The 25,620-nt window shown below is 71.1% G+C and carries 26 protein-coding genes; 12 read left to right on the forward strand and 14 right to left on the reverse strand.

Going from position 1 to position 25,620, the window contains the following annotated elements:
• Positions 1-142 precede the first annotated feature (142 nt).
• Positions 143-1,393 carry a hypothetical protein gene (locus Nocox_RS21430; RefSeq protein WP_211212648.1) on the forward strand — a complete coding sequence of 417 codons (1,251 nt, stop codon included), beginning with the start codon at positions 143-145 and terminating at the stop codon, positions 1,391-1,393.
• Here Nocox_RS21430 and Nocox_RS21435 read toward each other — a convergent pair.
• The 3 genes from Nocox_RS21435 to Nocox_RS21445 are packed head-to-tail and all read right to left on the reverse strand — an operon-like array spanning position 1,326 to position 3,864.
• Positions 1,326-2,039, reverse strand: a complete 714-nt coding sequence (locus Nocox_RS21435; protein WP_157383037.1) for a hypothetical protein — start codon at positions 2,037-2,039, stop codon at positions 1,326-1,328. The two genes, Nocox_RS21430 and Nocox_RS21435, sit on opposite strands and share 68 nt — an antisense overlap.
• Positions 2,040-2,053: 14 nt before the next feature.
• Positions 2,054-3,100: a Gfo/Idh/MocA family protein gene (locus Nocox_RS21440; RefSeq protein ID WP_084685653.1), complete on the reverse strand. Its 1,047-nt coding sequence runs from the start codon at positions 3,098-3,100 to the stop codon at positions 2,054-2,056.
• Between the two features lie 8 nt (positions 3,101-3,108).
• Entirely contained in the window at positions 3,109-3,864 is a 756-nt protein-coding gene (locus Nocox_RS21445; protein WP_020543105.1) for a ThuA domain-containing protein, read from the reverse strand.
• Positions 3,865-4,031: 167 nt separating this feature from the next.
• On the opposite strand from Nocox_RS21445, the gene Nocox_RS21450 reads away from it, so the two are divergent.
• On the forward strand, positions 4,032-5,039 hold the full coding sequence (locus Nocox_RS21450; protein ID WP_020543104.1) for an RNA polymerase subunit sigma-70: 1,008 nt from the start codon (positions 4,032-4,034) through the stop codon (positions 5,037-5,039).
• Positions 5,040-5,075: 36 nt separating this feature from the next.
• On the opposite strand, the gene Nocox_RS21455 is transcribed toward Nocox_RS21450, so the two are convergent.
• Positions 5,076-5,642, reverse strand: a complete 567-nt coding sequence (locus Nocox_RS21455) for a dihydrofolate reductase family protein (RefSeq protein WP_020543103.1) — start codon at positions 5,640-5,642, stop codon at positions 5,076-5,078.
• 209 nt (positions 5,643-5,851) lie between these two features.
• On the opposite strand from Nocox_RS21455, the gene Nocox_RS43715 reads away from it, so the two are divergent.
• The 4 genes from Nocox_RS43715 (at position 5,852) to Nocox_RS21475 (ending at position 10,424) form a co-directional block, all read left to right on the forward strand.
• A complete protein-coding gene (locus Nocox_RS43715) occupies positions 5,852-6,541 on the forward strand; it encodes a TetR/AcrR family transcriptional regulator (protein ID WP_020543102.1) in 690 nt (229 codons plus the stop codon).
• Positions 6,534-7,460 carry an ABC transporter ATP-binding protein gene (locus Nocox_RS21465; RefSeq protein ID WP_169577032.1) on the forward strand — a complete coding sequence of 309 codons (927 nt, stop codon included), beginning with the start codon at positions 6,534-6,536 and terminating at the stop codon, positions 7,458-7,460. The genes Nocox_RS43715 and Nocox_RS21465 overlap by 8 nt, the downstream gene beginning before the upstream one ends.
• Positions 7,457-9,052: an ABC transporter permease gene (locus Nocox_RS21470; protein ID WP_020543100.1), complete on the forward strand. Its 1,596-nt coding sequence runs from the start codon at positions 7,457-7,459 to the stop codon at positions 9,050-9,052. Before Nocox_RS21465 ends, Nocox_RS21470 begins: the two co-directional genes overlap by 4 nt.
• 211 nt (positions 9,053-9,263) lie before the next feature.
• Positions 9,264-10,424: a hypothetical protein gene (locus tag Nocox_RS21475; protein ID WP_157383035.1), complete on the forward strand. Its 1,161-nt coding sequence runs from the start codon at positions 9,264-9,266 to the stop codon at positions 10,422-10,424.
• A gap of 362 nt (positions 10,425-10,786) precedes the next feature.
• On the opposite strand, the gene Nocox_RS21480 is transcribed toward Nocox_RS21475, so the two are convergent.
• The 5 genes from Nocox_RS21480 to Nocox_RS21500 form a co-directional block, all read right to left on the reverse strand.
• Positions 10,787-11,389, reverse strand: a complete 603-nt coding sequence (locus Nocox_RS21480; RefSeq protein ID WP_020543096.1) for a GNAT family N-acetyltransferase — start codon at positions 11,387-11,389, stop codon at positions 10,787-10,789.
• The gene (locus Nocox_RS21485; protein ID WP_169577031.1) at positions 11,296-11,649 is read right to left on the reverse strand and encodes a class I SAM-dependent methyltransferase; all 354 of its coding nucleotides are present in this window, start codon (positions 11,647-11,649) and stop codon (positions 11,296-11,298) included. Before Nocox_RS21485 ends, Nocox_RS21480 begins: the two co-directional genes overlap by 94 nt.
• A complete protein-coding gene (gene rsgA / locus Nocox_RS21490; RefSeq protein WP_020543095.1) occupies positions 11,646-12,722 on the reverse strand; it encodes a ribosome small subunit-dependent GTPase A in 1,077 nt (358 codons plus the stop codon). Before rsgA ends, Nocox_RS21485 begins: the two co-directional genes overlap by 4 nt.
• Before the next feature lie 436 nt (positions 12,723-13,158).
• Positions 13,159-13,383, reverse strand: coding sequence for a DUF4158 domain-containing protein (locus Nocox_RS21495; protein WP_020543094.1), 225 nt, complete (start codon positions 13,381-13,383; stop codon positions 13,159-13,161).
• A gap of 242 nt (positions 13,384-13,625) precedes the next feature.
• The gene (locus tag Nocox_RS21500; protein ID WP_020543093.1) at positions 13,626-15,899 is read right to left on the reverse strand and encodes a hypothetical protein; all 2,274 of its coding nucleotides are present in this window, start codon (positions 15,897-15,899) and stop codon (positions 13,626-13,628) included.
• Between the two features lie 1,003 nt (positions 15,900-16,902).
• Between Nocox_RS21500 and Nocox_RS21505 the strand changes: the two genes are divergently transcribed.
• Positions 16,903-17,124 carry a Tn3 family transposase gene (locus tag Nocox_RS21505; RefSeq protein WP_020543092.1) on the forward strand — a complete coding sequence of 74 codons (222 nt, stop codon included), beginning with the start codon at positions 16,903-16,905 and terminating at the stop codon, positions 17,122-17,124.
• Between the two features lie 257 nt (positions 17,125-17,381).
• On the opposite strand, the gene Nocox_RS21510 is transcribed toward Nocox_RS21505, so the two are convergent.
• Together Nocox_RS21510 and Nocox_RS21515 are read right to left on the reverse strand one after the other, a co-directional pair.
• Positions 17,382-17,753 (reverse strand): hypothetical protein, encoded by a 372-nt coding sequence (locus tag Nocox_RS21510; protein ID WP_020543091.1) that lies wholly within the window; start codon positions 17,751-17,753, stop codon positions 17,382-17,384.
• A gap of 416 nt (positions 17,754-18,169) precedes the next feature.
• A complete protein-coding gene (locus tag Nocox_RS21515; protein ID WP_157383034.1) occupies positions 18,170-18,418 on the reverse strand; it encodes a hypothetical protein in 249 nt (82 codons plus the stop codon).
• 206 nt (positions 18,419-18,624) lie between these two features.
• Between Nocox_RS21515 and Nocox_RS21520 the strand changes: the two genes are divergently transcribed.
• The 4 genes from Nocox_RS21520 to Nocox_RS21535 all read left to right on the forward strand — a co-directional run bounded on the left by Nocox_RS21520 (position 18,625) and on the right by Nocox_RS21535 (position 21,951).
• Complete coding sequence (locus Nocox_RS21520; protein WP_020543090.1) at positions 18,625-19,038, forward strand: cupin domain-containing protein; 414 nt, start codon at positions 18,625-18,627, stop codon at positions 19,036-19,038.
• A gap of 95 nt (positions 19,039-19,133) precedes the next feature.
• Entirely contained in the window at positions 19,134-19,343 is a 210-nt protein-coding gene (locus tag Nocox_RS21525; RefSeq protein ID WP_020543089.1) for a ferredoxin, read from the forward strand.
• Positions 19,333-20,703, forward strand: coding sequence for an NAD(P)/FAD-dependent oxidoreductase (locus Nocox_RS21530; RefSeq protein WP_026214322.1), 1,371 nt, complete (start codon positions 19,333-19,335; stop codon positions 20,701-20,703). Before Nocox_RS21525 ends, Nocox_RS21530 begins: the two co-directional genes overlap by 11 nt.
• A 33-nt stretch (positions 20,704-20,736) precedes the next feature.
• The gene (locus Nocox_RS21535; protein WP_020543087.1) at positions 20,737-21,951 is read left to right on the forward strand and encodes a cytochrome P450; all 1,215 of its coding nucleotides are present in this window, start codon (positions 20,737-20,739) and stop codon (positions 21,949-21,951) included.
• Between the two features lie 21 nt (positions 21,952-21,972).
• Here the strand turns inward: Nocox_RS21535 and Nocox_RS21540 are convergent, their stop codons facing one another.
• Positions 21,973-22,734, reverse strand: coding sequence for an SDR family NAD(P)-dependent oxidoreductase (locus tag Nocox_RS21540; RefSeq protein ID WP_020543086.1), 762 nt, complete (start codon positions 22,732-22,734; stop codon positions 21,973-21,975).
• A gap of 109 nt (positions 22,735-22,843) precedes the next feature.
• On the opposite strand from Nocox_RS21540, the gene Nocox_RS21545 reads away from it, so the two are divergent.
• The gene (locus Nocox_RS21545) at positions 22,844-23,869 is read left to right on the forward strand and encodes a LacI family DNA-binding transcriptional regulator (protein WP_033409000.1); all 1,026 of its coding nucleotides are present in this window, start codon (positions 22,844-22,846) and stop codon (positions 23,867-23,869) included.
• A 195-nt stretch (positions 23,870-24,064) separates the two neighbouring features.
• Here Nocox_RS21545 and Nocox_RS21550 read toward each other — a convergent pair whose 3' ends face one another.
• Positions 24,065-24,388: a helix-turn-helix transcriptional regulator gene (locus Nocox_RS21550; protein ID WP_033408998.1), complete on the reverse strand. Its 324-nt coding sequence runs from the start codon at positions 24,386-24,388 to the stop codon at positions 24,065-24,067.
• Positions 24,389-24,517: 129 nt separating this feature from the next.
• Positions 24,518-25,567, reverse strand: coding sequence for a TerC family protein (locus tag Nocox_RS21555; protein ID WP_051112555.1), 1,050 nt, complete (start codon positions 25,565-25,567; stop codon positions 24,518-24,520).
• Positions 25,568-25,620: the final 53 nt, after the last annotated feature.

Raw genomic sequence — 25,620 nt, forward strand, 5'->3', positions numbered from 1 at the left:
TTTCAGGGAGAAGCCGCAGGTCGGTCGTCGCCGCGTCCGCGTGCCGGTTGACGCCCGACCGGTGGCGTGCGATCAAAGCTCGCACGGGACGACGGAGTCGCGTATCAGGGCATGTTAGCGCTACCAAAGGGGACCCGATCCTATGAGACGCCTGGCCATCCTGCCCCTCCTGCTGCTCACGACGTTACTTCTCCCGCTCCGGCAGGCCGCGGCGGACACCAACGTGGCCCGCTCGGCCACCCCGACGGCGTCCTACACCTCGCCGTGGGAGAGCGTGGCGGCGATCAACGACGGCATCGACCCGTCACGGTCGAACGACACCGTCAACCGCCGCTGGGGCACCTGGCCGCAGACCGGCAGCCAGTGGGCCGAGCTGACCTGGGCGTCGGCGCGGACCCTGCGTTCGGCCGACGTCTACTTCTTCGACGACGGCGGCGGCGTGCGCGTCCCGGCGTCCTGGAAGCTCCAGTACTGGACCGGCAGCGCCTACGCCGACATCTCCGCCTCCTACCCGGTGGCCGCCGACACCTACAACACCGCGTCCTTCGCCCAGGTCAGCACCACCCGCCTGCGGGTCGTGCTCCAGAGCGGCCAGGCGTCGGTGGGGCTGCTGGAGGTGCGCGCGTTCACGCCGGACTCCGGCGGCGGCCCGAGCGGCTGGAACCCGCCCGCCTCCCTCGTCACCCCGCTCGACGAGGTCTGGCGGCACGTCGAGTCGACCTATTCCAACCTGTACGGGTTCCGCAACTACGGCTGGGACCAGGTCATGGCCAACCGCGGCTCCGTCAACTACTGCGTCCGCTGGGACTCCAGCGCGACCGTGACCGCCGCCCAGCGTGACCAGATCCACGCCGCGCTGGCCCGCCAGTTCAAGAAGTGGATGGACGTCATGGCCGGCCACAACGACTGGCCGTACGCGGACGTGCCGCTCAAGGTCGTCGGCTGGGCCGTGCGCGACCGCGCCCAGCTCCAGTGGAGCGACACCAGCGTGGACGTCTACGTCAACAACATCCGCGAGAACGCGCCCCAGTGCGCGGAGCCGTGCGGCCGCTTCTTCAACCAGGGCGGCACCTATCCGAACTGCCCGGGCGGCGCGTCCCACCACTACGACATGTCGCTGTGGCTGACCGCCGGGTTCTCCGGGGGAGCGGGCGGCGACTGGGGGCAGCGGGTCGGCAGCGAGTACTACATGTCCAACCTGAACACCGCCGACATGCACATCCTGCTGCACGAGATCGGCCACTCGTTCGGGCTGGACGACTTCTACGACTGGACGCCGACCGGCGTGTGCTGCTTCCTCATGAAGGCGGGCAGCGCGACGTCGATCACGGACTTCGACGCGTGGATGTTCCGTGACTGGTGGCGTCACTTGAAGAGCCGCTACGGGCTGTGACCGCCGCCACCAGGGCCGCGACGGGTGCCACGACGAGGGCGAGGAGGACGGTCAGCAGCGCCAGCAGGTACGGGCCGCTCTGCGTGCTGTGGTCGTAGGCCCGGGGCCCGACCGCCGCGTAGACGGACCAGACGAGGAGGGGCCCGACCAGGCCCGCGGCCAGGCCCGGCCCCGGCCTCGCGGCCCGCCGCGCCGCCCGGGCGGCGGCCACCGCCACGACGGCCAGCGACGCCGGCAGGAGCAGCAGGTCCACCACGTTCTCGACGGCCTCCGGCCAGACGTCCGGCGGCATCCGGCCGAGGGGGTACAGCACGACGAAGCACACCAGCCCCCATCCCGCCTCCGGCCGCCGCAGCGCGACCGCTCCGGCGGCCACCGACGCCAGCACGACCGACGCGGCCGGGTACCACAGGGCGGAGGTGACGTCCCGATACCAGCCGGGCCCGTCGTAGGGGTGGTAGTCGGTCCACAGCGTCATCCCGAGCGCCCGGGCGGCGACGAGCTGCCCCGCCGCGAGCGCCGCGCCCGCCACGGCGGCCACCGCCACCGCCGCCGGTGAGGGCCGCGCGCCCAGCGGCACGTGCCGCCAGCGCGGGCGCCACCAGCCCGGCGACGAGCACGGCCCGTACGTTCGGCATCCGCCCACCCAACCACATCGGGCTAGACCGTGACAGGCGTACGCATCCCGGTGCGGGCGGACTCCAGGGCCGCCGTCACCATGGCCAGGCTGCGGATGTTGTCGTGGCACTCGCCCTGCGGCGCCCGCCCGGTGCGCAGGCCCGTCACGAACTCCTCCAGCCCTTCGGCGAGCCCGCCGAAGCGGCGGCGCCGCTCCGGGTAGGGGTCGTCCTCGCGTTTGTGGGCCCGTACGACCTCGCCCTTGGCCGGTTCGGCCACCGGGTCGCCCTCGCCGTCCCACAGGGCGGTGCCGCGGGTGCCGGCCGCCCGCCAGGAGCCGGTCCACGACGTCGGCGGGCCGGGCGCCGACCAGCTCCCGGTGAAGGTGTAGCGCAGCCCGCCGGTCATCTCGAAGATCGCCGTCGCCGAGCACGCGCCCGGGTACCAGGTCCACGCCGGCCGGAACGATTCGCAGTACACCGCCACCGGATCGGCGCCCGACACCGCCCGCGCCGCGTCGAACAGGTGGATCGCCATGTCCTGCAGCAGCGGGTGCTCCAGCGTGGACAGGAACGCCGCCCCCCGGTACGGGATGAAGAACTCCGACGTCATCATCCCGAGCGGCCCCAGTTCGCCCACGGTGCGCCGGTAGGCGACCAGGCCGCGCAGGTGGCGGCGGTTCTGGCTGACGGCGAACAGCCGCCGGGACTCGTCGGCGGCGCGCACCATGGCGCGCGCCTCGTCCAGGGTGACCGCCATCGGCTTCTCGCTCAGCACCGACACGCCGCGGCGCAGCGCCGTCACCGTCACCTCGTGGTGGGCCTGCGGCACGGTGCAGTTGACGATGAAGTCGGGCTCCTCGCCGTCGAGCAGCGAGGTCAGGGACGTGCCCGTAGGCAGGTCGTCCAGGCCCAGGGCGCGGGCGGCGGCGCGGGCCCGTCCGGGCGCCACGTCCACCCAGCCGGCCAGCTCGACGCCGGGGTGGGCGAGCAGTTCGGGCGCCCACTGGCCGCCGATGAACCCGGCTCCGGCGATCACGGCGCGCAGCGGCCGGTCGGCGTCCACGGTCGCGAACGTCGCTGACGTCATCGTGCCCCCTACCAGGTGATCGGGGTGTGGGCGTTCTGGAGCGGCTCGCCGGTCCCGGCGTCCGGGGCGGCCCACAGGACCGCGTTGGCCAGCACCCGCCGTACGTCCGGATGGTGGTAGACCGGGTAGTTCTGGTCGCCGGGGCTGAAGTAGAAGACGCGGCCGAGGCCGCGGCGGTAGCAGCAGCCGCTGCGGAACACCTCGCCGCCGGCGAAGCCGCTGACGAAGACCAGCTCGTCGGGCTGGGGGATGCCGAACGGCTCGCCGTAGGTCTCCTGCGCGTCGATGACCAGCGGGTGGGGGACGCCGCGGGCGATCGGGTGGCCGGGGGAGACCGTCCAGACCAGCTCGCGTTCGCCGTAGTCACGCCAGTTGAGGGTGCACGTGGTGCCCATGAGGGTGCGGAAGATCTTGGAGTAGTGGCCGGAGTGCAGCACGAGCAGGCCCATGCCGCCGAGGACGCGGCGCCGTACGCGGTCGACGACCTTGTCGTCCACCTCCTCGTGGGCCATGTGTCCCCACCAGGTGAGCACGTCGGTGGAGGCGAGGGTCTCGTCGGTGAGCCCGTGCTCGGGCTCCTCCAGTACGGCGGTGCGGACCCGTACCCGGTCGCCCAGCGTCTCGCGCAGCCCGTCGGCGATGGCGCCGTGGATGCCGGTGGGGTAGCGGCGGCGTACCTCCTCCTCGCGCGGCTCGTGGTAGTTCTCGCTCCAGACGGTGACGTTGAGCGGGACATCGGCTGGGGGCAGGACGTGGGGCGCCATCCGTTTCCTTCCGGTCGTCGGTCGTCGCCCCTGTTCCTCCCCCGCCGCCCCCGTACCGGAACTAGTGATCTACATTGTAAAGGGCATGCGGCTTTACCGATCAGAAATCCTCTGCCACATCGTCAGACCTGTCAGCCCTGTCGCACCTGTGGAAGGATTGACGACCCATGACCGACGCCAGACTGCCGGGCGCCGACGAGGCCGCGTTCATCGCGGCGGTCCGCTCAGGCGACCCGGAGCGGTTCGCGCGCATCACCGAGCGCCACCGGCGCGAGCTGCAGGTGCACTGCTACCGGATGCTCGCGAACTACGAGGACGCCCAGGACCTGACGCAGGAGACGTTCCTGCGGGCGTGGAACAAGCGTGAGTCGTTCAAGGGCCACGCGACCCCGCGGACCTGGCTGTACCGGATCGCGACGAACGCCTGCCTCGACTTCCTGGAGAAGCGCAAAGACCGCGCGCCCCTCCCGTCCGGGCTGCCGGGCCCCGGCTTCGAGGTGCTGTACCTGCAGCCGTACCCCGACCGGATGCTCCCCGAGGACCCGCAGGAGTCGGTGGTGGCGCGGGAGACGATCGAGCTGGCGTTCATCGTCGCCGTCCAGCACCTGCCGCCCCGGCAGCGGGCGGTGTTCGTCCTGCGCGACGTCCTCGGCTGGCCGGCGTCGAAAGCCGCCGAGGCCCTGGAGCTGACCGTCGCCTCGGTGACCAGCGCACTGCAGCGGGCCCGTGTGACGATGCGCGAGCAGCTGCCCGGCCGCCGCCTCGACTGGCGGAGCCCCGCCACCCACGAGCTGTCGGACGACGAGCGCGGCGTGGTGAGGTCGTACATCGACGCCCATGAGCGCAACGACCTCGACGGGCTGACGTCGCTGCTGCGCGACGACCTGCGCTTCGTGATGCTGCCCGAGCGGGGCACCTTGGTCATGACGGCCAAGGACGCGGTGGACGGCTGGGTCTCCGGAGGGCTCTTCCAGCGCGGGCGCGACGACTGGCGCTGTGTCACCACGACGGTCAACCGCATGCCTGCCGCCGCGCTGTACCTCCGCACCCCCGGCGACCTGGAGCACCGGCTGTTCACCATGGCGGTCCTGCACGTCGTCGACGGGAAGATCGCCGAGCTCACCGGATTCGACGCCACCGGCAAACCCTGGCTGGGCCTGCCCCCCACCCTGTGACGCAAGGGGCCAGGGAACCTTTCCCTGGCCCCGTCCTCATCGTCTCGTCTCGTATCGGGTCAGCACCACGCCGCCGGGAAACGTCCGCGTCTCCACCAGGTTCAGGTTCACCCAGTTGTCCAGCGCCGTGAAGAACGGCGTGCCGCCGCCCACCAGGGCCGGGTGGCTGACCAGGGCGTACTCGTCGATCAGCCCGGCCCGCATGGCAGCGCCGGCGAGCGTTGCGCCGCCGATGCCCATCGGGCCGCCGTCCTCGGCCCTGAGCCGGGTGATCTCGGCGACGGCGTCGCCGGTGATCAGGCGGGTGTTCCAGTCGACCTTGTCGATCGTCGAGGAGAACACCACCTTCGGCGTGTCCCGCCAGTTCCGCGCGAACTCGATCTGCGCCGGGGTGGCGTCGGGCTGCTGGTCGCCGGTCGGCCAGGAGGAGCTCATCGTCTCCCACAGCTTGCGCCCGTACAGCGACAGCTCGTTCGCCTGTTCCTGGTCGAGCCACCACTGGAACAGCTCGTCGCTCGGCGGCCCGCTCCAGCCGATGTCGTCGCCGGTCGCGGCGATGTAGCCGTCCAGGGACATGTTCATGCCGAAGATCAGTTTCCGCATCGTGCCAGCCTTTCGTGAGGTGATCTGACACGTACAGACGGGTGCGGCGCGGAAACCTGATCGGTGTGCCGTCCGCCGTACGGGCAGCGGACGACGCACGATGCGCCTGCCCCCGTTCACTCGCGCCCGCCGCAGGCTTCTTGTGCGTCCGCGTAGTAGCCTGTCCACCGAAGCTATTTACTATGCACGTGGATAGGAGCGATGGGGGAGTGACGACACCACCACCCGACGCCGAGGACCTGACCGCTCGCGCGCGGATCAGAGACGCGGCCCTGCGGCACTTCGGGGAGCAGGGCTTCGACAGGGCGACCACCCGGGCGATCGCCGAGACCGCGGGCGTCTCCCCGGGACTGCTGCGCCATCACTTCGGTTCCAAGCAGGCGTTGCGCGAGGCGTGCGACGCCCACCTGGTCAAGCTGATCACCAGGATCAACGAGCAGGCCAGTGCCGACACGGCCGCCGGCGGCGTGAACGGCGTCAACTACGTCGCGGCCTCCATGGCGGCTCTCGGGCCCTACCAGCGATACCTGGCGCGCGCCCTGACCGAGGGATGGGCCGCGCCGGTGTTCGACGCGATGGTCCGGATGAGCGAGCAGTGGTACGCGCAGCTCGACGAGCGCCGCTCCGATCCCCCCTTCGCCGACCGCAAGGCCAGGGCGACGGTGGGCACGGCGATGGCCCTGGCCGTCGGGATCCTCCACGAGCACGTGTCCCGGGGGCTGGGTGCCGACGTGTCCAGCCCGGAGGGCGCCCACCTGCTCGCCCTGACCCTGCTCGACGTCTACTCCCACCCCTGGCTCAGCCCGGAGGAGGCCGCCGCCCACCGCGACGCCCTGGACAGGACCCGGGCACACGCCACAGCCCCACCGCGTTCGGCCGAGGAGCATCCCGATGAGTGACGCGATATCCGTGACAGGCTTGGTCAAGACGTTCGGCGCCACTCGCGCGCTGGACGGCCTCGATCTCGTCGTCGGCGCCGGCGAGGTGCACGGCTTCCTGGGGCCGAACGGCGCGGGCAAGAGCACCACGATCCGGATCCTGCTCGGCCTGCTGCGCGCCGACGCGGGCACCGCCCGGCTGCTCGGCGGCGATCCGTGGGCCGACGCGACGGAGTTGCACCGCAGGCTGGCCTACGTACCCGGCGATGTCACGCTGTGGCCCCAGCTGTCCGGCGGCGAGGTGATCGACCTGCTCGGGCGGCTGCGCGGCGGGCTCGACGAGCGGCGCCGCGCCGAGCTGCTGGAGCGCTTCGACCTGGACCCCCGCAAGAAGTGCGGCGCCTACTCCAAGGGCAACCGGCAGAAGGTCGCCCTGGTCGCCGCGCTGGCCTCCGATGCCGAGCTGCTCATCCTCGACGAGCCCACCTCCGGCCTGGACCCGCTGATGGAGGAGGTGTTCCGCGAGCTCGTCCGGCAGGAGCGGCGCCGCGGGGACCGTACCGTGCTGCTGTCCAGCCACATCCTGGCCGAGGTCGAGGCGCTGTGCGACCGGGTGACCATCGTCAAGGACGGCCGCACGGTCGAAAGCGGCTCCCTGGCCGGTCTGCGGCATCTCACCCGTACCTCCGTCCAGGCCGACCTGGCGGCGCCGGCGGAGAGGCTGGCGGGCCTGCGCGGGGTGCACGACCTGCGTACCGAGGGCAGCCGGGTGTGGTTCGACGTCGACACCGCCGACCTGGACGCCGTGCTGCGGCACCTCGCCGACTCCGGCGTACGCGCCCTCGTCAGCCGGCCCCCCACCCTGGAGGAGCTGTTCCTGCGGCACTACGACCGCGCCACCGGCAGGAGCGACGGGCGGCACGCGGGAGCGACAGCGTGAACGCCTTCGCCGGCACCGGCCACCTGGTCCGCCTGGCGCTGCGCCGCGAACGGGCCATCGCCCCGTGGTGGATCCTGCTGATCGTGAGCATGAGCCTGGTGATGGTGGCGTACATCAACCGCTACATGCGCACCGAGGAGCTGAAGCTCACCTACCTCGGGATCATCGCCAGGACGCCCCTGCTCCACGCGATCGGCGGCGGCCAGGTGGAGCCCCGGCTCGAGGTGCTCGCGACCTGGCGCAGCGGCGGCTTCCTGTACGTGGCCGGCGCGTTCGCCGCCCTGATGTCGGTCATCCGGCACACCCGCAGGGAGGAGGACGCGGGCAGGACCGAGCTGGTGCGCGCCGCCGTCGTGAGCCGCCGTGCCCCGCTGACCGCCGCCGTGCTGGTGGCGTCGGGTGTCAGCCTGCTCGCCGGGGCGCTGACCGCGGCCGCGCTGATCACGGCAGGGCTGCCGCCGATCGGATCGATCGCCTACGGTGCCGCCATCGCGCTGGCGGGGTGGCTGTTCGGCGGCGTCGCCGCGGTCGCGGCCCAGCTCGCCGCCGGCGCCCGCACGGCCACCACGATCGCTCTGTCGGTGCTCGGCCTCGCCTACGTGCTGCGGTTCTCCGGGGACGCCCTGGGACAGCCCTGGCTGAGATATCTGTCCCCCATCGGCTGGAGTCACCTCGTGCAGCCGTACCAGGGGGAGCGGTGGTGGCTGGTCGGTGCCGGGTTCGTGGTGGGGGCGGTGCTGTACGGGCTCGCGTACCGGCTGCTCGACCGCCGCGACCTCGGCGCGGGCGTACTGGCCGAGCGGCCGGGCCCGGCCACGGCCCCGCGGCTGCGCGGCCCGGTCAGCCTGGCCTGGCGGCTGCACCGCGGCCTGCTCCTGAAGTGGGCGGTGGGGGTCGCGATCTTCGCGGGGGCCGCGGGCGGGCTGTCGCCGCTGACGAACGACCTGCTCACGCGGCCGAGCGTCATGCTGGACACCATCATCACCATGACCGGGATGCGGTCGCCGTCACTCGCCGCGTACGTCTGGTACCTGATTATGATCATGGCGTACGCCGTCGCGCTCTACCCGGTGCTCATGGTCATCCGGCTCCGGGCGGAGGAGGTGTCGGGCCGCGGGGAGGCGGTGCTGGCCACCCCGCTGTCCCGTCTGCGGTGGGCGGGCGGGCACCTGCTCGTGGCCGGGCTCGGCACGGCCGCGCTGATGGCCGTCGCCGGTCTGGTCTTCGGCACGGTGTTCTCGCTGCTCGTCGGTGACCTCGCCGTCGACCTGCCCCGCTTCGTCGCGGGGGCGCTGACCACCGTGCCCGCGGCGTGGAGCGTGGGGGCGGTGTGCCTGCTCGCGTACGGGCTGGTGCCGCGGGCCTGCGTGGCGATCTCCTGGCCGGCCTGGGTCCTGACCGTCGCACTGGGCCAGATCATGACCCCCTTCTATGGGTTTTTCGGCGGTTTCCCCGTCGAGCCGTTCCACTACGTGGCGAACGCGATGACCGGGGCGCCGTACGACGTCCGTCCGACCCTCGGGCTCATCGTGGTCACCGCTCTCCTGCTCGCCGGCGGCCTGCTGTCCCTGCGTCGCCGAGACTTCGGCTGACCCTCCCCAGGCCGAACCCGGCCAGCATGTTCCAGGAGCGGCTCGACACCCCTCCGGCCCTGAACCTGCCGTACGACGGCCTGGTGCACCTGTAGGGGGTGGGCTCCCTCGTATCCCCGAACATGAGAGGGCTCTAATGAAGCCCTAACGGTGGTCTCACCCCGCGCCCCGAAGGTGGTGCCAAGCTCGCAGAGCATCCGGGGGGTCACCGATGGGTCGAGTGATGCGGCGGCTCCTGTCCGCCGGCGTGGCCACGTTCGTGTTCGCCTGCTTCCCTGTCGTCTTCGCCGATCCGAGCCGCCCCACGGGATCGTCGTCTCTCTTCGCCCCGCTCGCCGCTCATGCCGACGACGATGGCGGCGGCGGCAGCGATGACGATGACGGCGTCCAGAGCCACCACTCCCGGCGCACCACCCACCCCACGGAAACAGCCTCCCGCCCCCGCAAGCCGCCCCACAGCAGCACCGCCCCAGCCCCGAAGCCCACCCGACAGGTGCCCGCTCCGACCACCTCGTGCACAACCCGCCACACCCTGTGCGACACCATCACGACCAGCACCACGACCGGCAAGAGCGCCACCACCAGGACCGGCCGCGGCACGACCGCCGGCACGACCGGCCGCGGCTCCGCCGTCGGCTTCGACCTCGCCGCCACCTCACGCCCGCCCACCGGCATCAGCGCTGCAACGCCGGCGCCGACCGGCTTCGCAACAGCCCCCTCCCCAGCCACCGCCCCCACAGACGCCCCCGCAAGAGACCCCCCGCCCGCGGCGGCCAACCCCGGCGCCCCCTCGGCCACCCCCACCACCCCACCCACCAGGAACGGCCCACCGCCGACCGACACCGCCAGGACACGAAACGACTCCTCCGCCACCCCTGGCCCCGCTGCCGTCGGCCGCCCTCCCGAGCCCCGCAGCCACCTGCCGGACGCCCACCACCTCATCAGGAACGAAACCACCACGGGGGAGACCGGCTCGGCAGATCCCGGTCCCGGTCCCGGTCCGGGTCCCGGCGGCCCCGGCTCCCGCCACCTGTCCGATGCCAATCCCTCCCGCCCCGGCTCCCCGCCGAACCGCACAGGCACACCGGCCGCCGACCAACTGCGCTCACACCTCCCTCACCGGATCCTCGGACCCCACGCCGCCGACTCCGTGAGCAGCGACAGCCAGGCAGCCCTGCTCGGCCTGCTCGCCATCGCGGGCGTCGCCCTCTGCCTCAGCAGCGCCGCGTGGCTGGCGATGAGATACAACCCGCACCTGGCCTTCCTCCACGCGACCCGCCCCGCCACCCCCGCGCTGCCGGCGCCGGCGGACGCCCCACCAGCTAACCGTCTCCTGCGCCACGGAACGGGCTGGCACTGGCAGCGGGTCTGAGCCGCGGCCAGCACGTGACCCTGCTCCAGATCGATCGGCCGGCCCTGAGGGCAACGTGGGCCATCCACCACCTGGCCGAGCACGGTGTGCTGACGTTCACCAAGACCCAGAGGCCCTTGCGCCCCGCGCCGCGCCGCGCAGAATCGTGACAGCTTCCTGGTCCGCGGCGGCATCCCACTGGCGAAGGTGGTCAGCCGGTGGGCCAGCCGTCAAAACTGAGGGGGTGACCCCGGCGGTCCGCCACTCAGTTGATCAATGGGTACGGCCCTGTCCGGCACCACCCGGATTCCGATCGTGTCGCTTGCTCGGCCGGACGGCCCTCAGCCACGCTGAGGGCCGTCCGACGCATTCAAAGCGGGAGATCAGACGCCGAACGCCGCCGGGTAGCGGATGACGCCGCTCGGGACCGGCTGTTCCGGGTCGAGGGCGAGCGCCATCATGTACTTGTCCTCGACGTCGAAGGGCGGGCGGATGCCGAATCCGGAGGCCGGGGTGAAGCCGAAGCGCGGGTAGTACTCGGCGTGGCCGAGCACGAGCACGAGGTTCTCGCCCTGTTCACGGGCGGCTTGCAGAGCGGCGCGGATAGCGGCGGAACCCGCGCCCCGCCGCTGATGGTCGGGCTTGACGGCGCACGGGCCCAAGGTGAGGGCGGGTGAGTCGCCGACGCGGCAGCGGGTGAGCAGTGCGTATCCGGCGAGCTCGCCGCCGGGGGCCTCGACGAGCCAGGACAGGCCGGGCAGCCACGCCTGCGGGTCGGCCCGCAGCGCCTCGACGAGGTCGGCCTCGTGCGGGGTGGGGAAGGCGGCGAGGTTGATGTCGCGAATGACGGCGACGTCGCCGGCGCTCTCGGGACGGGTGGTGAGGGAAGAGGTCATGATCGGGTTCGTCTCCTTGTCCTGAGGTTGCAGGACATAGCCGGTGTACTGGGGGTCCGCGCCGTGGCGGATGAGGGGTCGGTGCTCCATGCTCGTACGGCATGGACGACGAGGCCGCGATCGGCGGCGGTTCGTGCCAGTTCGTCGAGGTACGGCCGATGCAGGTCGACCGCGGTGACCTCGGTGCCGGCCTGGGCCGGCACCAGCGAGGAGCGGCCCGGACCGCAGCCGATGTCCAGTACGCGCGGGTGCGGCGCCGGCGGCGCGGCCAGGGACGGCAGGTGGCGGGTGGTGCGGGCTTCTGGTGGATGGTGAGCAGCCGGGGAGGTCGGTGGGATGCGGCCGGTCATAGCTGCCGGTCCCGGAACCTGTAGGTGGCGCGCAGGTGACTGGTGATGGCCTTCTTCTGGTTGTCGCGCTCTTCGCGCAGCCGTGAATCGGTACGTGAGGCTGCCCAGGCGTTCTCCCGTTGCAGTTTGCGGTAGCTGCGCAGGCGACGTTCGGGCAGTTCACCCGCCTGGATGGCGGCCTGCACCGCACATCCTGGCTCGGTGTCGTGGGAGCAATCGCCGAAGCGGCAATCCGCGGCGAGGTCTTCGATCTCGGAGAAGACCCGCTCCAGGCCGTCAGCGGCGTCGTGCAGGCTGATCCCGCGCAGGCCGGGCGTGTCGATGAGCACCCCGCCGCCGGGCAGGGGGAGCAGCTCGCGGCGGACGGTGGTGTGGCGGCCCTTGCCGTCCTGCTCGCGTACCGTTCCGGTGGCCAGCAGCTCCTCGCCGAGCAGCGTGTTGCCGAGGGTGGACTTGCCCGCGCCCGATGGGCCGAGCAGCACGGTGGTGCCGCGCAGCAGCGCGGCCAGTACGTCGATGTTGTGACCGGTGGCGACGCTGGTGACCAGGACGTCCACACCGGGTGCCAGCGTGCCGGCCTCGGCGTGGACAGCCTCGGGGTCGGCGGCCAGGTCCGCCTTGGTCAAGACGATCAACGGCTGTGCCCCGCTCTCCCAGGCGAGGGCGAGCAGCCGCTCCAGTTTGGCCGCGTCCAGGGGCGTGGCCAGGGACAGGGTGATGACGACCGTGTCGACGTTGGCGGCGAGCACCTGTCCATGGGAGGACCTGGACGCTGACGAGCGCACGATCGCGCTGTGCCGCGGCAGCAGCGTCACCAGGTGCGGCTCAGCGCCCGGACGTAGCGCGGCCCAGTCGCCGGTGCAGGGCGTCAGGAACGGGTCGGGCGGGTGCGGCGCGGCGAACGTGGCCCGCACCAGGCCCGACGTGGTGATCGCCGTGCACAGGCTGCGATCGACCCGGGAGATCCGGGCCGGTACGAGGCCCGCTTCGTAGTGTTCGGTGAAGGTTTGGTCGAGTGCGCCGGTCCACCCGTACCGGGACAGGCCGGATGGATCGGTGTACGTGTGTGGCAACGTGAGAGACCCTTGCGGAGAAGGGGCCCCGACGAGACGCGGACATCACCCCGCCTGGCGAGCCGGATGGCTCAAGGCTGGGCGAAGAAGTAGGTCAGACCGGGGCCCGGGACGTGAGGTTGGTCCGGGCGCTGCGCGTGGCAGCGGTCTTCACCGCGGTCATCAAACCTCACCTCCCTCCCACGCCGATCCCATACTGAACGAACGGAAGCCTAGCACCCGATCAAGGTCAGTCGTACCGCTTGCCGGGCGCTGCGGCCAGCTGATCGATCAGCTCCTTCTCCGCCCGCCGCTCGGCGCGTGCGTTGATCTGGTGATCAACGCGATCAGCAGCTCCACCAGGCCGTCTACCCGCTCGGCCTGTCGGGCAACGCTCGTGCACCGCCTGGGCCAGGCGATCACGGTTCGTCTCGATCGGGCCCACCTTGTCGGCCAGCTACTGGGCCAGCCGCTCCCCATCGTCCTCGGTCGCCGGGTGGGTGCCGGATCGGTTGCGGATCTGAGCCCGGTGGCGCTCGATGGTCCGGCTCCGCCAGGAGTACTTCGCCAGCAGCTCCGGCTCGACCTCCATCAGCGACGCCACGTACTGCACCGCGGCCGCCGGAATCTCCTCGGTGTAGACGGGAAACTGCCCCTCGATCTCGTAGAACTTCAAGATCAACCGGCGTCCACGTGCTGATCAGCTCGTCCTGTTCCCAGGCGGTACGCGCCTCGGAGTTCCTCTCCAGGCCGGCGCTATCAGCGGCCCGATCACCAATCGCATATCCCCTCATCGGCCCTCAGAACTGGCCGGGGGTGGGATAGCGGCTCGCCGTAGCGTTGGTGGGAGGTCCAGGCCATCTCGGCGTAGCCACGTGGAGGGGACCTGGCCTCTGCTCGGGGGTCAGGGCGTCGATGGCGACGCTATCGGTTCCGGTGGACGATCTCCTTGTCGCCCTTGCCCGGGTACGCCATGATCAGCAGCCGCTGCCCACTCTGCGCCTCGCTCTTCCAGGGGAACCAGGCATAGTGCACGCGGATGCGGTAGTGCCCCTTACGCCTGTTGAGGGCGAGGTTGGGCAGCTCGGTGCCGCTGAGGCTGTCGTAGAGCACGATCTCGCCGCCCGGGCTGTAGTAGCCGACCTCGACCACCTTGTCCCAGCCCTTGATCTCGACGGGCGGCCGGCGGGTGTAGGTCTCCAGGGTGACGCAGAGGTCGAAGTCGGGATGGGTCATGACGGCCAGGATGCCGTGTGCGGAGGAAACCAGCCCGTTGCCGGGCTCCGTGTCCGGTTCGGTCTCCTCCTCTGCTTCCCCCTCGTACGTCTGCAGCACCCCGTAGTCGGTCCACTGCGGCTCCTTCATCCGGATCGCGCGGGCCGGCTTGATGCGCGGGCGGTGGCGCGGCGTGGCGTCGCACATGGCTTGGGAGTCGGCCTGCATCGCCGCGATCTCCTGGTCCTGCTCGGCCTTGGCGGCCCGCACGATGGTGGCGGCGCTGGGACAGATGCCGGCCAGCGGATAGGTGAGGGACGCACGGTTGATCTTCAGCCGGGACAGCTCCCGCGGGTCGTTGCGGGTGTGGACGCCGCACAGACGGCGTCCGTAGGCGAGCACGACCTGGTCGGGCGTGGTGGCGGGGAACACGTGCAGGCCCTGGGCGCTGAAGTCGCCGCGCAGGGAGCACACGAACTTCTGCTCGGCGGTCAGCTCGCGCGGCTGCGCCTCGCCCATGTCGATCTCCCACGGCTCGGGCATGGCGCAGTCCGTGACGGGGCCTCGGGCCTTGTCCGCCGCGGGCAGCAGGCACAGGGCCACGGCCGAGGCGAGACCCGCCAGCAGGACATGGTGACGGACGCGGTGGGCGGGCGGGGCGGCGTACAGCAGGAGCAGGATGAGGCCGGAGGCGGTGAGCGCGAGCGCGTACCAGAGCGGGGAGATGCCGGGGGACAGGAGCTGGTCGCCCTCGTAGGGGACGGTCGCGCCCTGCTCGACGTAGAGGCTTTCCGGGTAGAGCCACAACTCCCCGAAGAACGTGGAGTGCTCCCAGGTGAACGCGCTCACGGCGCCGGCCACGCCCAGCAGGAACAAGCTCAGTGTCGTCGCGCGCAGCAACGTGCGCGTCCGCCGCCGTACGGCGACCAGGATCAGCACCGCCGGCGCGCCGACGCCGACGAGGAGGTCGAGCGCGAACCAGTACGCGGTGGCCTCCGACCCGGTGTAGTCGCGTACCACGTCACTCAGCACGTTCTTCGGCCCGAGCCAGAACGGCACCCCGCGGGCCAGGTTGAGGGCTGCGGGGATCAGCGGGAGCACGATCGCCACGGTCGGCAGCGGCCACCGCCTGGCGCGCGCCCGCACGGGCTCCGTCCGGGGCGCGGGAGGCTGGAGAGTGCCCAGGTCGTGCGCGGACCGTGCCAACCAGACCAGCGAGAAGACCGAAACCGCGCCCAGGAGCGAGGGTATCAGCAGCTTCCACGGCACCACGTCCAGTGAGCCGCCGAACGCCACGATCGAGAGCGAGCCGGAGGACAGCAGCGAGAACAGGACCGCGATCACGCCGGCCCGTACCGTCGCGCCGCTCCAGCGCGGATCCCGCGCCTGCGCCACCAGCAGCGACGCCAGCCACGCCGACCACAGGACGTCCAGAGCCCAGGTCCAGTTCTGCCCGGCGAAGAGGTAGTTGCCTGTCTGGTAGGCGATGGTGGTCACCACGTCGTGCACCACGCTGAGCGTGCCGGTCACCAGCATGAGCACCCGCAGCCAGTTGCGGACGGTCTCCCGCAGCACGCGGAAGAACAGCCATATCGTCGCGAGCTCGATCACATCGGCGACCAGCGACAGCCACCACAGGTAGGGGATCGGCAGGTGCCAGGTCAGGACGTACACGACCGTGGAGTAGAGAGCGATCCGCAGCAATCGCACGTCCCGGCCGTGCCGCGCCGGTTCGCCGCGCAGCCGCCCGCGCAACACCTCCCAGTAGGCCCACGCCTGCACCGCCGCGATCGGCACGAGCAGGACGGGCAGCCACGGCCACGGCCGGATCTCGGCCGCCATGTATCCGTTTTGGTCCGCGACAACTCTCCACAGGGGGACGAGGTCGCCGGTGACCAGTCCGACGACGGCGAGGACGATCACGGCGGCCAGGTAGAGGGCGGCCAGGCAGGCGGCGAGCCGGCCGAAACGGTGGCGGCGCATGAGGGCACTCCGGGATGCGGGCGCGAGGAGGAAAGCGCCCAACCTTACTGATCTTCGACTAAGTGGATCAAGCGCCGAAAGTCAGCCCTCTCGGCATCAATCATCTAAGTCATCGAGATGGGGGAGTGGCGGCTTGGTGAGGGTTCTCGGCGGCTGTCGAGCCCGCGGAGAACCTGAACCTGCTCTGCACCCTGCTGACCAGGCCGGAGGAGGCGGGCATGACGGCGCACCTGAGGCTCGCGTCCGCTCCTCTCGGGAAGGTCTGTTCGAAGCTCCTTGAAGGTGAACGCGCCGGTGACGGTGTCTCCGCTCCGTATTGTGATCTACAACGTAAAGCTCCCGGGTTTTGCCACAACCATTCGTCTCTAGCAGATGTCCGAACGACTTACCAACGTCACGTACACCCTGTTCGCCGACAGAGCGACACATCTGCCATCGGGGTAGGGGGCTGCGGAGCTGCCGACCCCCGCACCACCGCCCTGGCGCCCTTCGGCGGTTTCGGCGTGGCCGTCGCAGCGGTGGCCTCGCGCGCGGTGCCGGCTTGGGCGCCAGTCGGCGCGGCGGCCAATCCCAGTGAACCGGCCGTCAGGCTCAGCCCGGCGATCGCAGTCATCACTTTTTTGCTCATCGCGATTCCTCTAGTTCTCGTCCGGCTATCTCGCCGAGAAACGCTAGGCCGGGCTGCAGCGGGGGCGCGTCGTCCGTTGATCGTCACTGGACTTTGCACCGTTCGCTGTACGCCTTACACCGATGGGGGTAGGTATCTGGCCTCGACAGACCGCATGGGCCGAGACTGTCAGGGCTTGAGGATGGGTACGTCCAGGCAGTCGCGCCGGGCATGACGTGGGAGGCCGGGGCTTCTTCGCCTTCGTTACTGGTGACTGGAGGCTGAGTGCAGAAGCTGGCGCCACGCCGGCGGCCGGAAGATCAGCCTGTCGGTGGAGACCCGCCGTGACATTCTCGCGGTGCTCGTCGCGGGGCCACCGACCTCGGGCTGACCCGCATGTCGGAGGCGTGTGGTGTCTCCTGCGACACCCTGGCCTGGACCCAGGAGTGGTACGCGGGGGACGAGACGCTCCGCGAGGCCAACACGGTTCTGGTCGACCACCACTACCAGCTGGAGTTGGCCAAGGAGTTCGGCGGCGCCACCAGGTCCTCCTCCGACGGGCAGCGGTTCCCCCTCCGCGGCAAGCCCCTCACCGGCCGGGACATGAATATCCGGTGAACTTCGGGCTGTTCGACCTCGTCGGCAAAGCCCTGACGCCGCGCTGTCGGCCCCTCTGCCCGACCCCGGTGAACGAGGCCGGCATCACCTTCCTTCTCAACCTCTCAGGTCGTCGCGTTGTGAACGGTCGGGCAACGGATGGACGCCTTGCCGCGCGGCACCGCGTGATGGTTGGGTGGCGCTTCGTAGGTCCACTGTCCGTCGAGGATGATCAGTAAGGTGCGCCCGGGCGATGATGCTCGGCGAGCATTTGCCGCTCACGGTGATTCGAGAAGCCGTCTGGTCTCCGGGCCCGCGAAGGCGTACCCAGGAGACTGTGCGTCCAGATACTTGAGGACTCGGATGATCACACATTCTCGGATCATGTTCGACGGATCGTCACACGTGAGGAGCGCTTCCGTCACTGCGTAGCAGCGTTCGAGCACTGGGACGTCCGCCTTGGAGACGGCAGGCTCGAACACCTCCCACCAGAAAACCTCGGACATCAACCCGTACACGTTGTCGAGGAACGGCTCATGGTCGTTGTCGGCGGCGTCCGCGATCTCCTTCGCTTCCCACGCGGCTAGGATCGGCCGAGCCTCGGGCAGCTCCGTCCGGAGGAACTCGCGCAGCGTCGCACCATCAACCATGGCGTGAAGCTACCTGATCAGAACCGGCCCCGCCTGGCCGGCCGAATCGCCCTGCGGCACTCCGCCGACAAGCAGGCCGACGCCCGGCAGCGGCATGCCCTGGCCGCCCTGCTCGCAGCCGGTGCCCCTGTCTGCGAGGGCCTCGCCACCTCCAGCCGTCAGCGGTCCCTGGACCGTGCAGGGTTCACGATGCTCCTGCCCGAGGCCGCCCGCCTGTTTTGCTCGGTCGCCGACATTCTCGCCCTGCGGCCGGTCCTCATCCGACGTGCCTGCGCCTGCGCGTCGCCTCGCTCTGACCTGCAAGAGAGATGGCTGGTGGGGCGTGGGTATCTTCTTCGATCACGCGGTGCTCATCGGGCAGGGCGTGCCCGAGATCGCGTCATTCTGATCTCCGGGGGCGCCTGCTGCGAGGGTGGTCAGTCGGTTGGTTCGGCTCCTGGGCGTCCTTGTTCGGTGCTGGTGTCGGTGTTCTTGGCCGCTTCGTGGCGTTCCTGTTCGGCCTTGCGTTCGGGGTTGGGCGGGGGCTCGATGGGTTCGGCGGGTACGGGGCGGGGGGAGGAGGTGTGGACGTCGCCTCCGGAGCGTTCGGCGACGATGTCGCTTTCTCCGTTGACTCGGCCTACTGCCGCGGGGAGGTCGGTATTTGTCCCGTCTTGTGCGTTCATGACCGGCATCTGCCCTATGTGTGGCAGGTGAAGCGTGCGGCGGGACGAGGGGGTGTACTTCCGGTGTCGTACGCGGGCCGGTCGTTGGTTCCGGCGGGGTAGGGGAAGTTCGCTTCACTCGCGGGATGTCCCCGGGGCGTGGCCGGCGAAGAATTCCCGGTCATGGGGGCCAAGGCCCGAGTGATTCCGAGGGAGGGCGCTTCGGTATGCGTGTGACCCCGATCGATCTCTTCGCCTCGTCCATCCACCTCGATCAGGAGGGCCGGATCCGCGCGGGGAGAAGGACGGCCGACCCCGACCAGGACGGCTGGCGGCTGACGGCGTTCCATGCCAAGACGGGTGCGGACGTGCATGTCGGTCATTGGGAGGTTCATCCGGAGGCCGAGGAGATCGTCTCCTGTCTGGTGGGGAAGATTCGCCTGTTCCTGCGTCCGGAGCGGCCGGGGGAGCAGGAGGAGGAGGTGAGGCTGCCGGCGGGTACGGCCGCGATCGTGCCTCGTGGGCGGTGGCACCGCATCGAGCTGGACATTCCCAGCAACATCATGGCGGTGACGTTGCCGCGGGGCAGTCGCCTGGAGCGGCGGGCCGAGGTTCAGGCGCCGGCCCGGCCGCGCGCCTGAACTGCCGGGATTGCCGATTCCTCGCCGCGTCGCCGATTTCTCTTTGCCGTCGCTCCGGGCAGGAACGAAGGGGAGGCGACGGAGGGAGCGGTGGGATGCAGATCGTCGTGGACCTCACCCGCTGCCAGGGCTACGCGCAGTGTGTGTTCCTCGCACCAGAGGTGTTCCAGTTGCATGGGGAAGAGGCGCTGCTGTACGACCCGGCCGTCCCTGACGACCAGGTGGAGCGGGTGCGTGAGGCCGCGGTGGCGTGCCCGGTCCAGGCCATTCTCCTCGGTGAGGAGGTGGGGTCGGGTGGATGGTGATCCGCGTGAGGGCCGTGTCGTGGTGGTCGGCGCGTCGCTGGCGGGGCTGCGGGCCGCCGAGTCGTTGCGTGAGCAGGGTTTCACCGGTTCGCTGACCGTGGTGGGCGATGAGCCTCATCCGCCGTATGACCGGCCGCCGCTGTCGAAGCAGGTGCTGCTCGGTCAGGCGGCGGCGGACTCGACGGGGCTGCCGATGCGGCGGAACCCGGATGCCGAGTGGCGGCTCGGGGTGCCGGCCACCGGTCTGGATCCGCTCCGTAAGCGGGTGCTGCTGGCGGACGGTGAGTGGCTCGCCTATGACCGGTTGCTGATCGCGACCGGGACGCGGGCGCGGCCCTGGCCCGACCGGGAGGAGGCGGCTCTGGACGGGGTGTTCACCTTGCGGACCTGTGGCGACGCCGGGCGGCTGGCGGAGCGGCTGGCGGCGGGGCCGCGGCGGGTGCTGGTGATCGGTGGTGGTTTCACGGGTTCGGAGATCGCCTCGGCGTGCCGGGAGCGGGGGCTGGAGGTGACGGTCACCGAACGCGGTCCGGCGCCTTTGGTGGGGGCGCTCGGCGGCACGTTGTCGAAGCTGGCCGCCGGGGTGCAGCGTGCGCACGGGGTGGACCTGCGTTGCGGGGTGACGGTGACGGCGCTGCGCGGGGACGGGAGGGGCCGGTTCGTGGGGGCGGATCTGTCGGACGGTGGCCGGGTCGACGCGGAGGTGTGCGTCGTGGCGCTGGGGGCGGTCCGCAATGTCGAGTGGTTGGCGGATGCCGGGTTGGCGGCGGGTCCGCGCGGGGTGGCGTGCGACGCGGGGTGCCGGGCTTTCGACATGTACGGGATCGTCACCGATGACGTTTTCGTCGCCGGTGACGTGTCCCGTTTTCCGCATCCGCTGTTCGAGTACCAGCTGCTGTCGCTGGAGCACTGGGGCAACGCGGTGGCGCAGGCGGAGGTGGCGGCCCACAACATGATCAGTCCGGGGCCGTTGCGGCGTCCTCATCTGTCGCTGCCGGCGTTCTGGTCGAGCCAGTTCGGGCTGAACATCAAGTCGGTGGGCGTCCCCACCTTCTCCGACCAGATCGTGCTCGCGCAGGGGTCTTTGGAGGAGCGCCGGCTGGCCGTGGTGTACGGCTACCGGGGGCGGGTGACCGCCGCGGTCACGGTCAACATGGCCAAGTCGCTGGAGTACTACCAGCAGCTGATCGAGACGGCCGCGCCGTTCCCGCCGGGGCCTGGTGCGGCGGACCGGCCGCTCGCCGCGGAGCTGACGCTTCCCTCCGACGTGCCGGACCCGAAGAGGTTGTCGCACGGCCCGACGGTCGCGCTCACCGGTCATCTGCCGGATCGCCGGCTGACCTTGGTGCGGCATGCCTGATTGTTCCGCCCGTCCACGAGGAGCCGAGACGCCATGACCGCCGATACCCTGCTGGAACGGATCACGGACCACGCCTGCCGCGCCGACCCCTACCCTTTGTACGCGGAGCTGCGTGAGGCCGGTCCTGTGGTGCGGCAGGCGGACGGCAGTCATCTGGTCGGCACCTATCACGAGATCAACGCCCTGCTCCACGATCCGCGGGTCAGTGCCGATCCTCGTTACGGCCTGGCGGGTGACCCGGAGCTGGTGGAGGGGGAGCGGCTTCCGTTTCTCGTTCTCGACGATCCCGCGCATCACCGGTTGCGGACGTTGGCGATGCGGCCGTTCGGGCCGCCGCACACTCCGGGCCGGGTCGACGCCATGCGGGGTCGGATCGCCGAGCTCACCGGGGAGCTGGCCGGCGGGCTCGGTGATCGGGCGGAGTTCGATCTGGTCGACGACTTCGCCTATCCGCTGCCGGTCACGGTCATCTGCCGGTTGCTCGGCGTTCCGCGGGAGGACGAGCCGCTGTTCCGGCGGTGGTCGGACGTGATCGTCGCCTCGGCCGACGTGCAGCCGGGTGAGGAGGCCGCGGAGCGGGCGCGTACGGGGCGGCGGGCGCGGATGGAGATGGGCCGGTACCTGGTGGATCTGGCCGAGCAGCGTCGCGGCCGCCCGGGTGACGACCTGCTGTCGGCGTTCGTCAACGAGCCGGATCCGGCGCTGCGGCTGACGCGGGAGGAGCTGGCGGAGACCGCCGTCCTGCTGCTCATCGCCGGTCACGAGACCACGGTGAACCTGATCACCAACGGGGTCCTGACGTTGCTGCGCCATCCTGACCAGCTCGACCGGCTGCGCGAGGACCCGGGTCTGCTGCCGGGCGCGGTGGAGGAGCTGTTGCGCTTCGAGCCGCCGGTCCAGCTGCGCAGGCGTGTCCCCCTCGCCGACGTCGAGGTCGCCGGCTCGGTGGTGCCCAAGGGCGAGCCTTTGGTCCTCGTGATCGCCTCGGGCAACCGCGACCCCAGGCGGTTCCGTGACCCGGACCGGTTCGACCCGGCACGGGCGGACAACCAGCATCTGGGTTTCGGCGGCGGCGTCCATCTCTGTTACGGCGCGCCGCTCGCCCGGATCGAGGCCCTGGCGGCGCTGGGGGCGCTGATCCCGCGTCTCGGCGAGGTGACTCTGGTGGAGGATCCGCCGCCCTACCGGCGCAATGCGATGCTGCGCGGTCCGCGCCACCTGCCCCTGCGGGCGCGGCAGCCGGCCTGATCACCGTGGGGCCGCGGGGCGCTAGTGGACGAAGAAGCCGCCGTCGACGAACAGCATCTGGCCGGTGACGAACGCCGAGGCGTCGCCGGCGAGGAACACCGCGGCGCCGGCGAAGTCGGCGGGGACGCCGTTGCGGCCGAGCATGTGGCGGGCGGCGAGGGCCTCGATCCGGCCGGGGACGGCCTGGGCGGGGGCGGTCAGGGGGGTGAGGACGAACCCGGGGATGATCGTGTTGACGCACACGCCGCTGGGTGACCAGGCCTCGGCCTGGGAGCGGGTGAGGCCGGCGAGTCCGGCTTTGGCGGCTCCGTAGGCGCCGCTGTCGCCGAAGGCGCTGACGGACTGCTGGGAGCCGATGTTGATGATGCGGCCCCAGCCGCGGGCGGCCATGCGGGGGCCGTAATGCTGGCCGAGCAGGTAGGGGGCGGTGAGGTTGACGGCGAGGGTGAGCTCGTAGTCGTCGGTGGTCAGCTCGGCCATGGGTTTGCGGATGTTGTTGCCGGCGTTGTTGACGAGGATGTCGATGTCGCCGGCGGTGTCGCAGACGCGCTGGACGTCGTCGCGGTCGGCGAGGTCGGCGCTGATGCAGGTGGTGGTGACGCCGTGGCTGCGCAGGTGGCCGGCGGCCTGGTCGAGTTCGGCGGGGCGGCGGGCGACGAGGACGACGTCGGCGCCGGCGCGGCCGAGGGCTTCGGCGATGGCGTGGCCGATTCCGGAGCTGCCGCCGGTGACGAGGGCGCGGCGGCCGTGGAGGGAGAACAGTTCCTGCAGATAGTGCGGCACGGTCGGACAAGGTAGCACCTGGGTGGGGGCGGGTGGTGCGGGGCGCTCGTAGAATCGGTGGGTCCGGAAGGGGAGGCGGGGGATGGCCACGCGGGAGCGGCCGCGTCGGGTGACGATCGCCGATGTGGCGCGGCATGCCGGGGTGTCGACGACGGCGGTGTCGAAGGTGCTGCGCAGTGCTTACGGGGTCAGTCCGGCGATGCGTGACCGGGTGAAGGCGGCGATCGAGGAGCTGGGTTATCGGCCGCATGCGGCGGCGCGGGCGATGCGGGGGCGTACGTTCACGATCGGGGTGTTGCTCCCCGACCTCCGGAATCCGTTTTTTCCCGACATTCTGGACGGGTTGAACGAGCGGCTGGCTGGCACCGACTACCAGGCGATCATGGTGCAGGGCGGGCCTGGCACCGAGGCCGAGGCGCGGGCGATCGAGGCGCTGGTCGACCGTCAGGTGGACGGCATCCTCATGATCGCCCCGGAGCTGGGGCGGGCGCGGCTGGAGGAGGTCGCGGCGCAGGTCCCGACGGTGGTGCTGGGGCTGCACGAGCGGTCGGCGGTGTACGACGCGGTGCACGACGACGACGAGCTGGGCGCGGAGCTGGTCGTGCGGCACCTGATCGGGCTGGGGCACCGGCGGATCGCGCACATCGGGCACCTGCCGGGCGGGCGGGTGCGGGCGTCGGCGGCGCTGCACGCGATCAGGGCGGCGACGTACGAGCGGGTGATGCGCGAGCACGGGCTGGAGGGCGAGATCCCGGTGGCGCTGACCTCCTACAGCGAGGAGGGCGGCTACGAGGGGGCGCGGCGGCTGCTGGCGCGTTCGCCGCGGCCGACGGCGATCTTCGCGGGGGCGGACTCGGCGGCGCTGGGCGCGTTACGGGCGCTGCACGAGGCGGGGCTGTCGGTGCCGGCGGACGTCTCGCTGGCCGGCTACGACAACACGCGGCTGGCGGCGCTGTCGAGCATCTCGCTGACGAGCGTCGACCAGGACGGCGAGGAGATGGGGCGGACGGCGGGGCGGCTGCTGCTGGAGCGGATCGAGGGGCGTGGCTCGTCGGTGCGGTTCTCGGTGACGCCGACGCTGGTGCCGCGCCGCTCGACGGCCCCTCCCGGATCCTCGGGGGAGCGGGCGCGCTGACGCGACACCGGCCGAGGACAAGATCGTCCTGGACGGCATCGACTTGCGCCACACGCTGGGGGCCTGCCGGCCCGCTACGACGTCATGTTCGGGAGCCTCGTGGCCCTCCGGGCTCGGCCTGGCGCTGGCCGAGGCGGTGCTGGCCGCAGGCGAGCAGGTGCTCGGCACGGCGCGGCGAGCCGGTCGGCTGACACCTCATGCGCTCACGGCCGCCTGATCGCTCGTGCCGGCCGGGGCCGGTGGTTGGGCGGGGTGGAAGACCGCGAGGATCTCGCCGATCTGGTGGTCGCGTTCGAGGGGGTGACGCAGAGGCAGAGCGGGGTTGATGCGGTAGTGGTTGCGCCGTCCTTCCCGGGTGGCGGTGAGGTAGCCGGCGGCGGTCAGGTCGGCCAGGATGCGCTGCGCGGCACGCTCGGTGATCTCGACGCGGGCGGCCACGTCGCGGATCCGGATGCCGGGGTCACGGGCGATGCACAGCAGCACGTGGGCGTGGTTGGTCAGGAAGGTCCAGTCGGGCATGCCCACCAGCCTACAAAGCACGCTATCGATGTCACGAACAGCAGGTGGTGAGTTGGAAAGCGTGAAGCGGCGGGCCCCCTGGCGTTTGCTGCGTGGCATGGACGGGTCGGGACGGCTCAGCAGGGACGGTCACTGATCGGTTGCCGCGGACGCTCGGGCGGAGCTCCGTGCGTGCTCCGGCGCCTCGCCGCAGGCGGCCTCGGCCGGCTGCGCGCCGCCGTCACCGCTGCCGGCGGCGCTGCGGGTGGCTGCGCCGGAGCCGGGGGTGCGGCGGGTGGCCAGCATGCTCCAGGCGATGGAAGCGCCGATGGTGACCACGATGACGCCCAGGGTCAGCGGGATCGGCAGCTTGCCGACCGAGGTCTCCGAGGCGATCAGCTTGACGCCGGCGAAGGCCAGCAGGAGGGCCAGGCCGTAGTGCAGGTGCACGAACCGGCGCAGCAGCCCGGCCAGGCAGAAGTACAGGCTGCGCAGCCCCAGGATGGCGAAAGCGTTGGCGGTCCAGACGATGAAGGTACTGGTGGTGATCGCCAGGACGGCCGCGACCGAGTCGATCGCGAAGATCAGGTCGGTGGCCTCGATGGCGATCAGCACCACGAACAGCAGCGTGGCCACCCGCCGGCCGCCGACGCGGGTGAAGAACCGGTCGCCGTGGTAGCGGGCGTCGGTGGGCACGATGCGGCGCACCAGGCGTACCAGCGGGTTGTGCTCGGGCGGCGCCTGCCGGCCGTGCCGGAAGGCCATCTTGTAGCCGGTGTAGATGAGGAACGCGCCGAAGAGGTAGGCGGTCCAGAAGAACCGCTCCAGTAGTTCGGCGCCGAGGAAGATGAACACCAGCCGGAAGGCCAGCGCGCCGATGACGCCCCAGAACAGCACCTTGTGCTGGAGCGCGGCCGGGACGGCGAAGGCGGTGAAGATCATCGCGAAGATGAACACGTTGTCGATCGACAACGCCTTTTCGATCAAGTAGCCGGCGAAGTAGGTGCCGGCCGTCTCGCCGCCCTGCCAGCCCCACAGGATCACGCCGAACAGCAGGCCGGCGGCGATCCAGACGCCGGACCAGGCGGCCGCCTCACGGAAGCCGATGACGTGGTTGTCGCGGTGCAGGAACAGATCGATGGCCAGCATGACGGCCACGGCCAGCATCACCGCAGCCCAGACCCACCATTCAGCAGACAACGGGGAAACCTCCTCGACCAGCCGCCGGCGGACGCGGCGGCGCCGGTGGTCGA

Source organism: Nonomuraea coxensis DSM 45129 (genome assembly GCF_019397265.1).
Taxonomy (GTDB): domain Bacteria; phylum Actinomycetota; class Actinomycetes; order Streptosporangiales; family Streptosporangiaceae; genus Nonomuraea; species Nonomuraea coxensis.

What these genes read in the sequence shown, in the direction of transcription:
- Nocox_RS21440 (WP_084685653.1), bottom strand. Translation starts at nt 3,100, where the DNA reads ATGACGTCAGCGACGTTCGCGACCGTGGACGCCGACCGGCCGCTGCGC.
- Nocox_RS21510 (WP_020543091.1), bottom strand. Translation starts at nt 17,753, where the DNA reads ATGGTTGATGGTGCGACGCTGCGCGAGTTCCTCCGGACGGAGCTGCCC.
- Nocox_RS21480 (WP_020543096.1), bottom strand. Translation starts at nt 11,389, where the DNA reads ATGGAGCACCGACCCCTCATCCGCCACGGCGCGGACCCCCAGTACACC.
- Nocox_RS21535 (WP_020543087.1), top strand. Translation starts at nt 20,737, where the DNA reads ATGACCGCCGATACCCTGCTGGAACGGATCACGGACCACGCCTGCCGC.
- Nocox_RS21430 (WP_211212648.1), top strand. Translation starts at nt 143, where the DNA reads ATGAGACGCCTGGCCATCCTGCCCCTCCTGCTGCTCACGACGTTACTT.
- Nocox_RS21465 (WP_169577032.1), top strand. Translation starts at nt 6,534, where the DNA reads ATGAGTGACGCGATATCCGTGACAGGCTTGGTCAAGACGTTCGGCGCC.
- Nocox_RS21475 (WP_157383035.1), top strand. Translation starts at nt 9,264, where the DNA reads ATGGGTCGAGTGATGCGGCGGCTCCTGTCCGCCGGCGTGGCCACGTTC.
- Nocox_RS21520 (WP_020543090.1), top strand. Translation starts at nt 18,625, where the DNA reads ATGCGTGTGACCCCGATCGATCTCTTCGCCTCGTCCATCCACCTCGAT.
- Nocox_RS21505 (WP_020543092.1), top strand. Translation starts at nt 16,903, where the DNA reads ATGTCGGAGGCGTGTGGTGTCTCCTGCGACACCCTGGCCTGGACCCAG.
- Nocox_RS21550 (WP_033408998.1), bottom strand. Translation starts at nt 24,388, where the DNA reads ATGCCCGACTGGACCTTCCTGACCAACCACGCCCACGTGCTGCTGTGC.
- Nocox_RS21445 (WP_020543105.1), bottom strand. Translation starts at nt 3,864, where the DNA reads ATGGCGCCCCACGTCCTGCCCCCAGCCGATGTCCCGCTCAACGTCACC.
- Nocox_RS21455 (WP_020543103.1), bottom strand. Translation starts at nt 5,642, where the DNA reads ATGCGGAAACTGATCTTCGGCATGAACATGTCCCTGGACGGCTACATC.
- Nocox_RS21525 (WP_020543089.1), top strand. Translation starts at nt 19,134, where the DNA reads ATGCAGATCGTCGTGGACCTCACCCGCTGCCAGGGCTACGCGCAGTGT.
- Nocox_RS21450 (WP_020543104.1), top strand. Translation starts at nt 4,032, where the DNA reads ATGACCGACGCCAGACTGCCGGGCGCCGACGAGGCCGCGTTCATCGCG.
- Nocox_RS21485 (WP_169577031.1), bottom strand. Translation starts at nt 11,649, where the DNA reads ATGACCGGCCGCATCCCACCGACCTCCCCGGCTGCTCACCATCCACCA.
- Nocox_RS21515 (WP_157383034.1), bottom strand. Translation starts at nt 18,418, where the DNA reads ATGAACGCACAAGACGGGACAAATACCGACCTCCCCGCGGCAGTAGGC.
- Nocox_RS21500 (WP_020543093.1), bottom strand. Translation starts at nt 15,899, where the DNA reads ATGCGCCGCCACCGTTTCGGCCGGCTCGCCGCCTGCCTGGCCGCCCTC.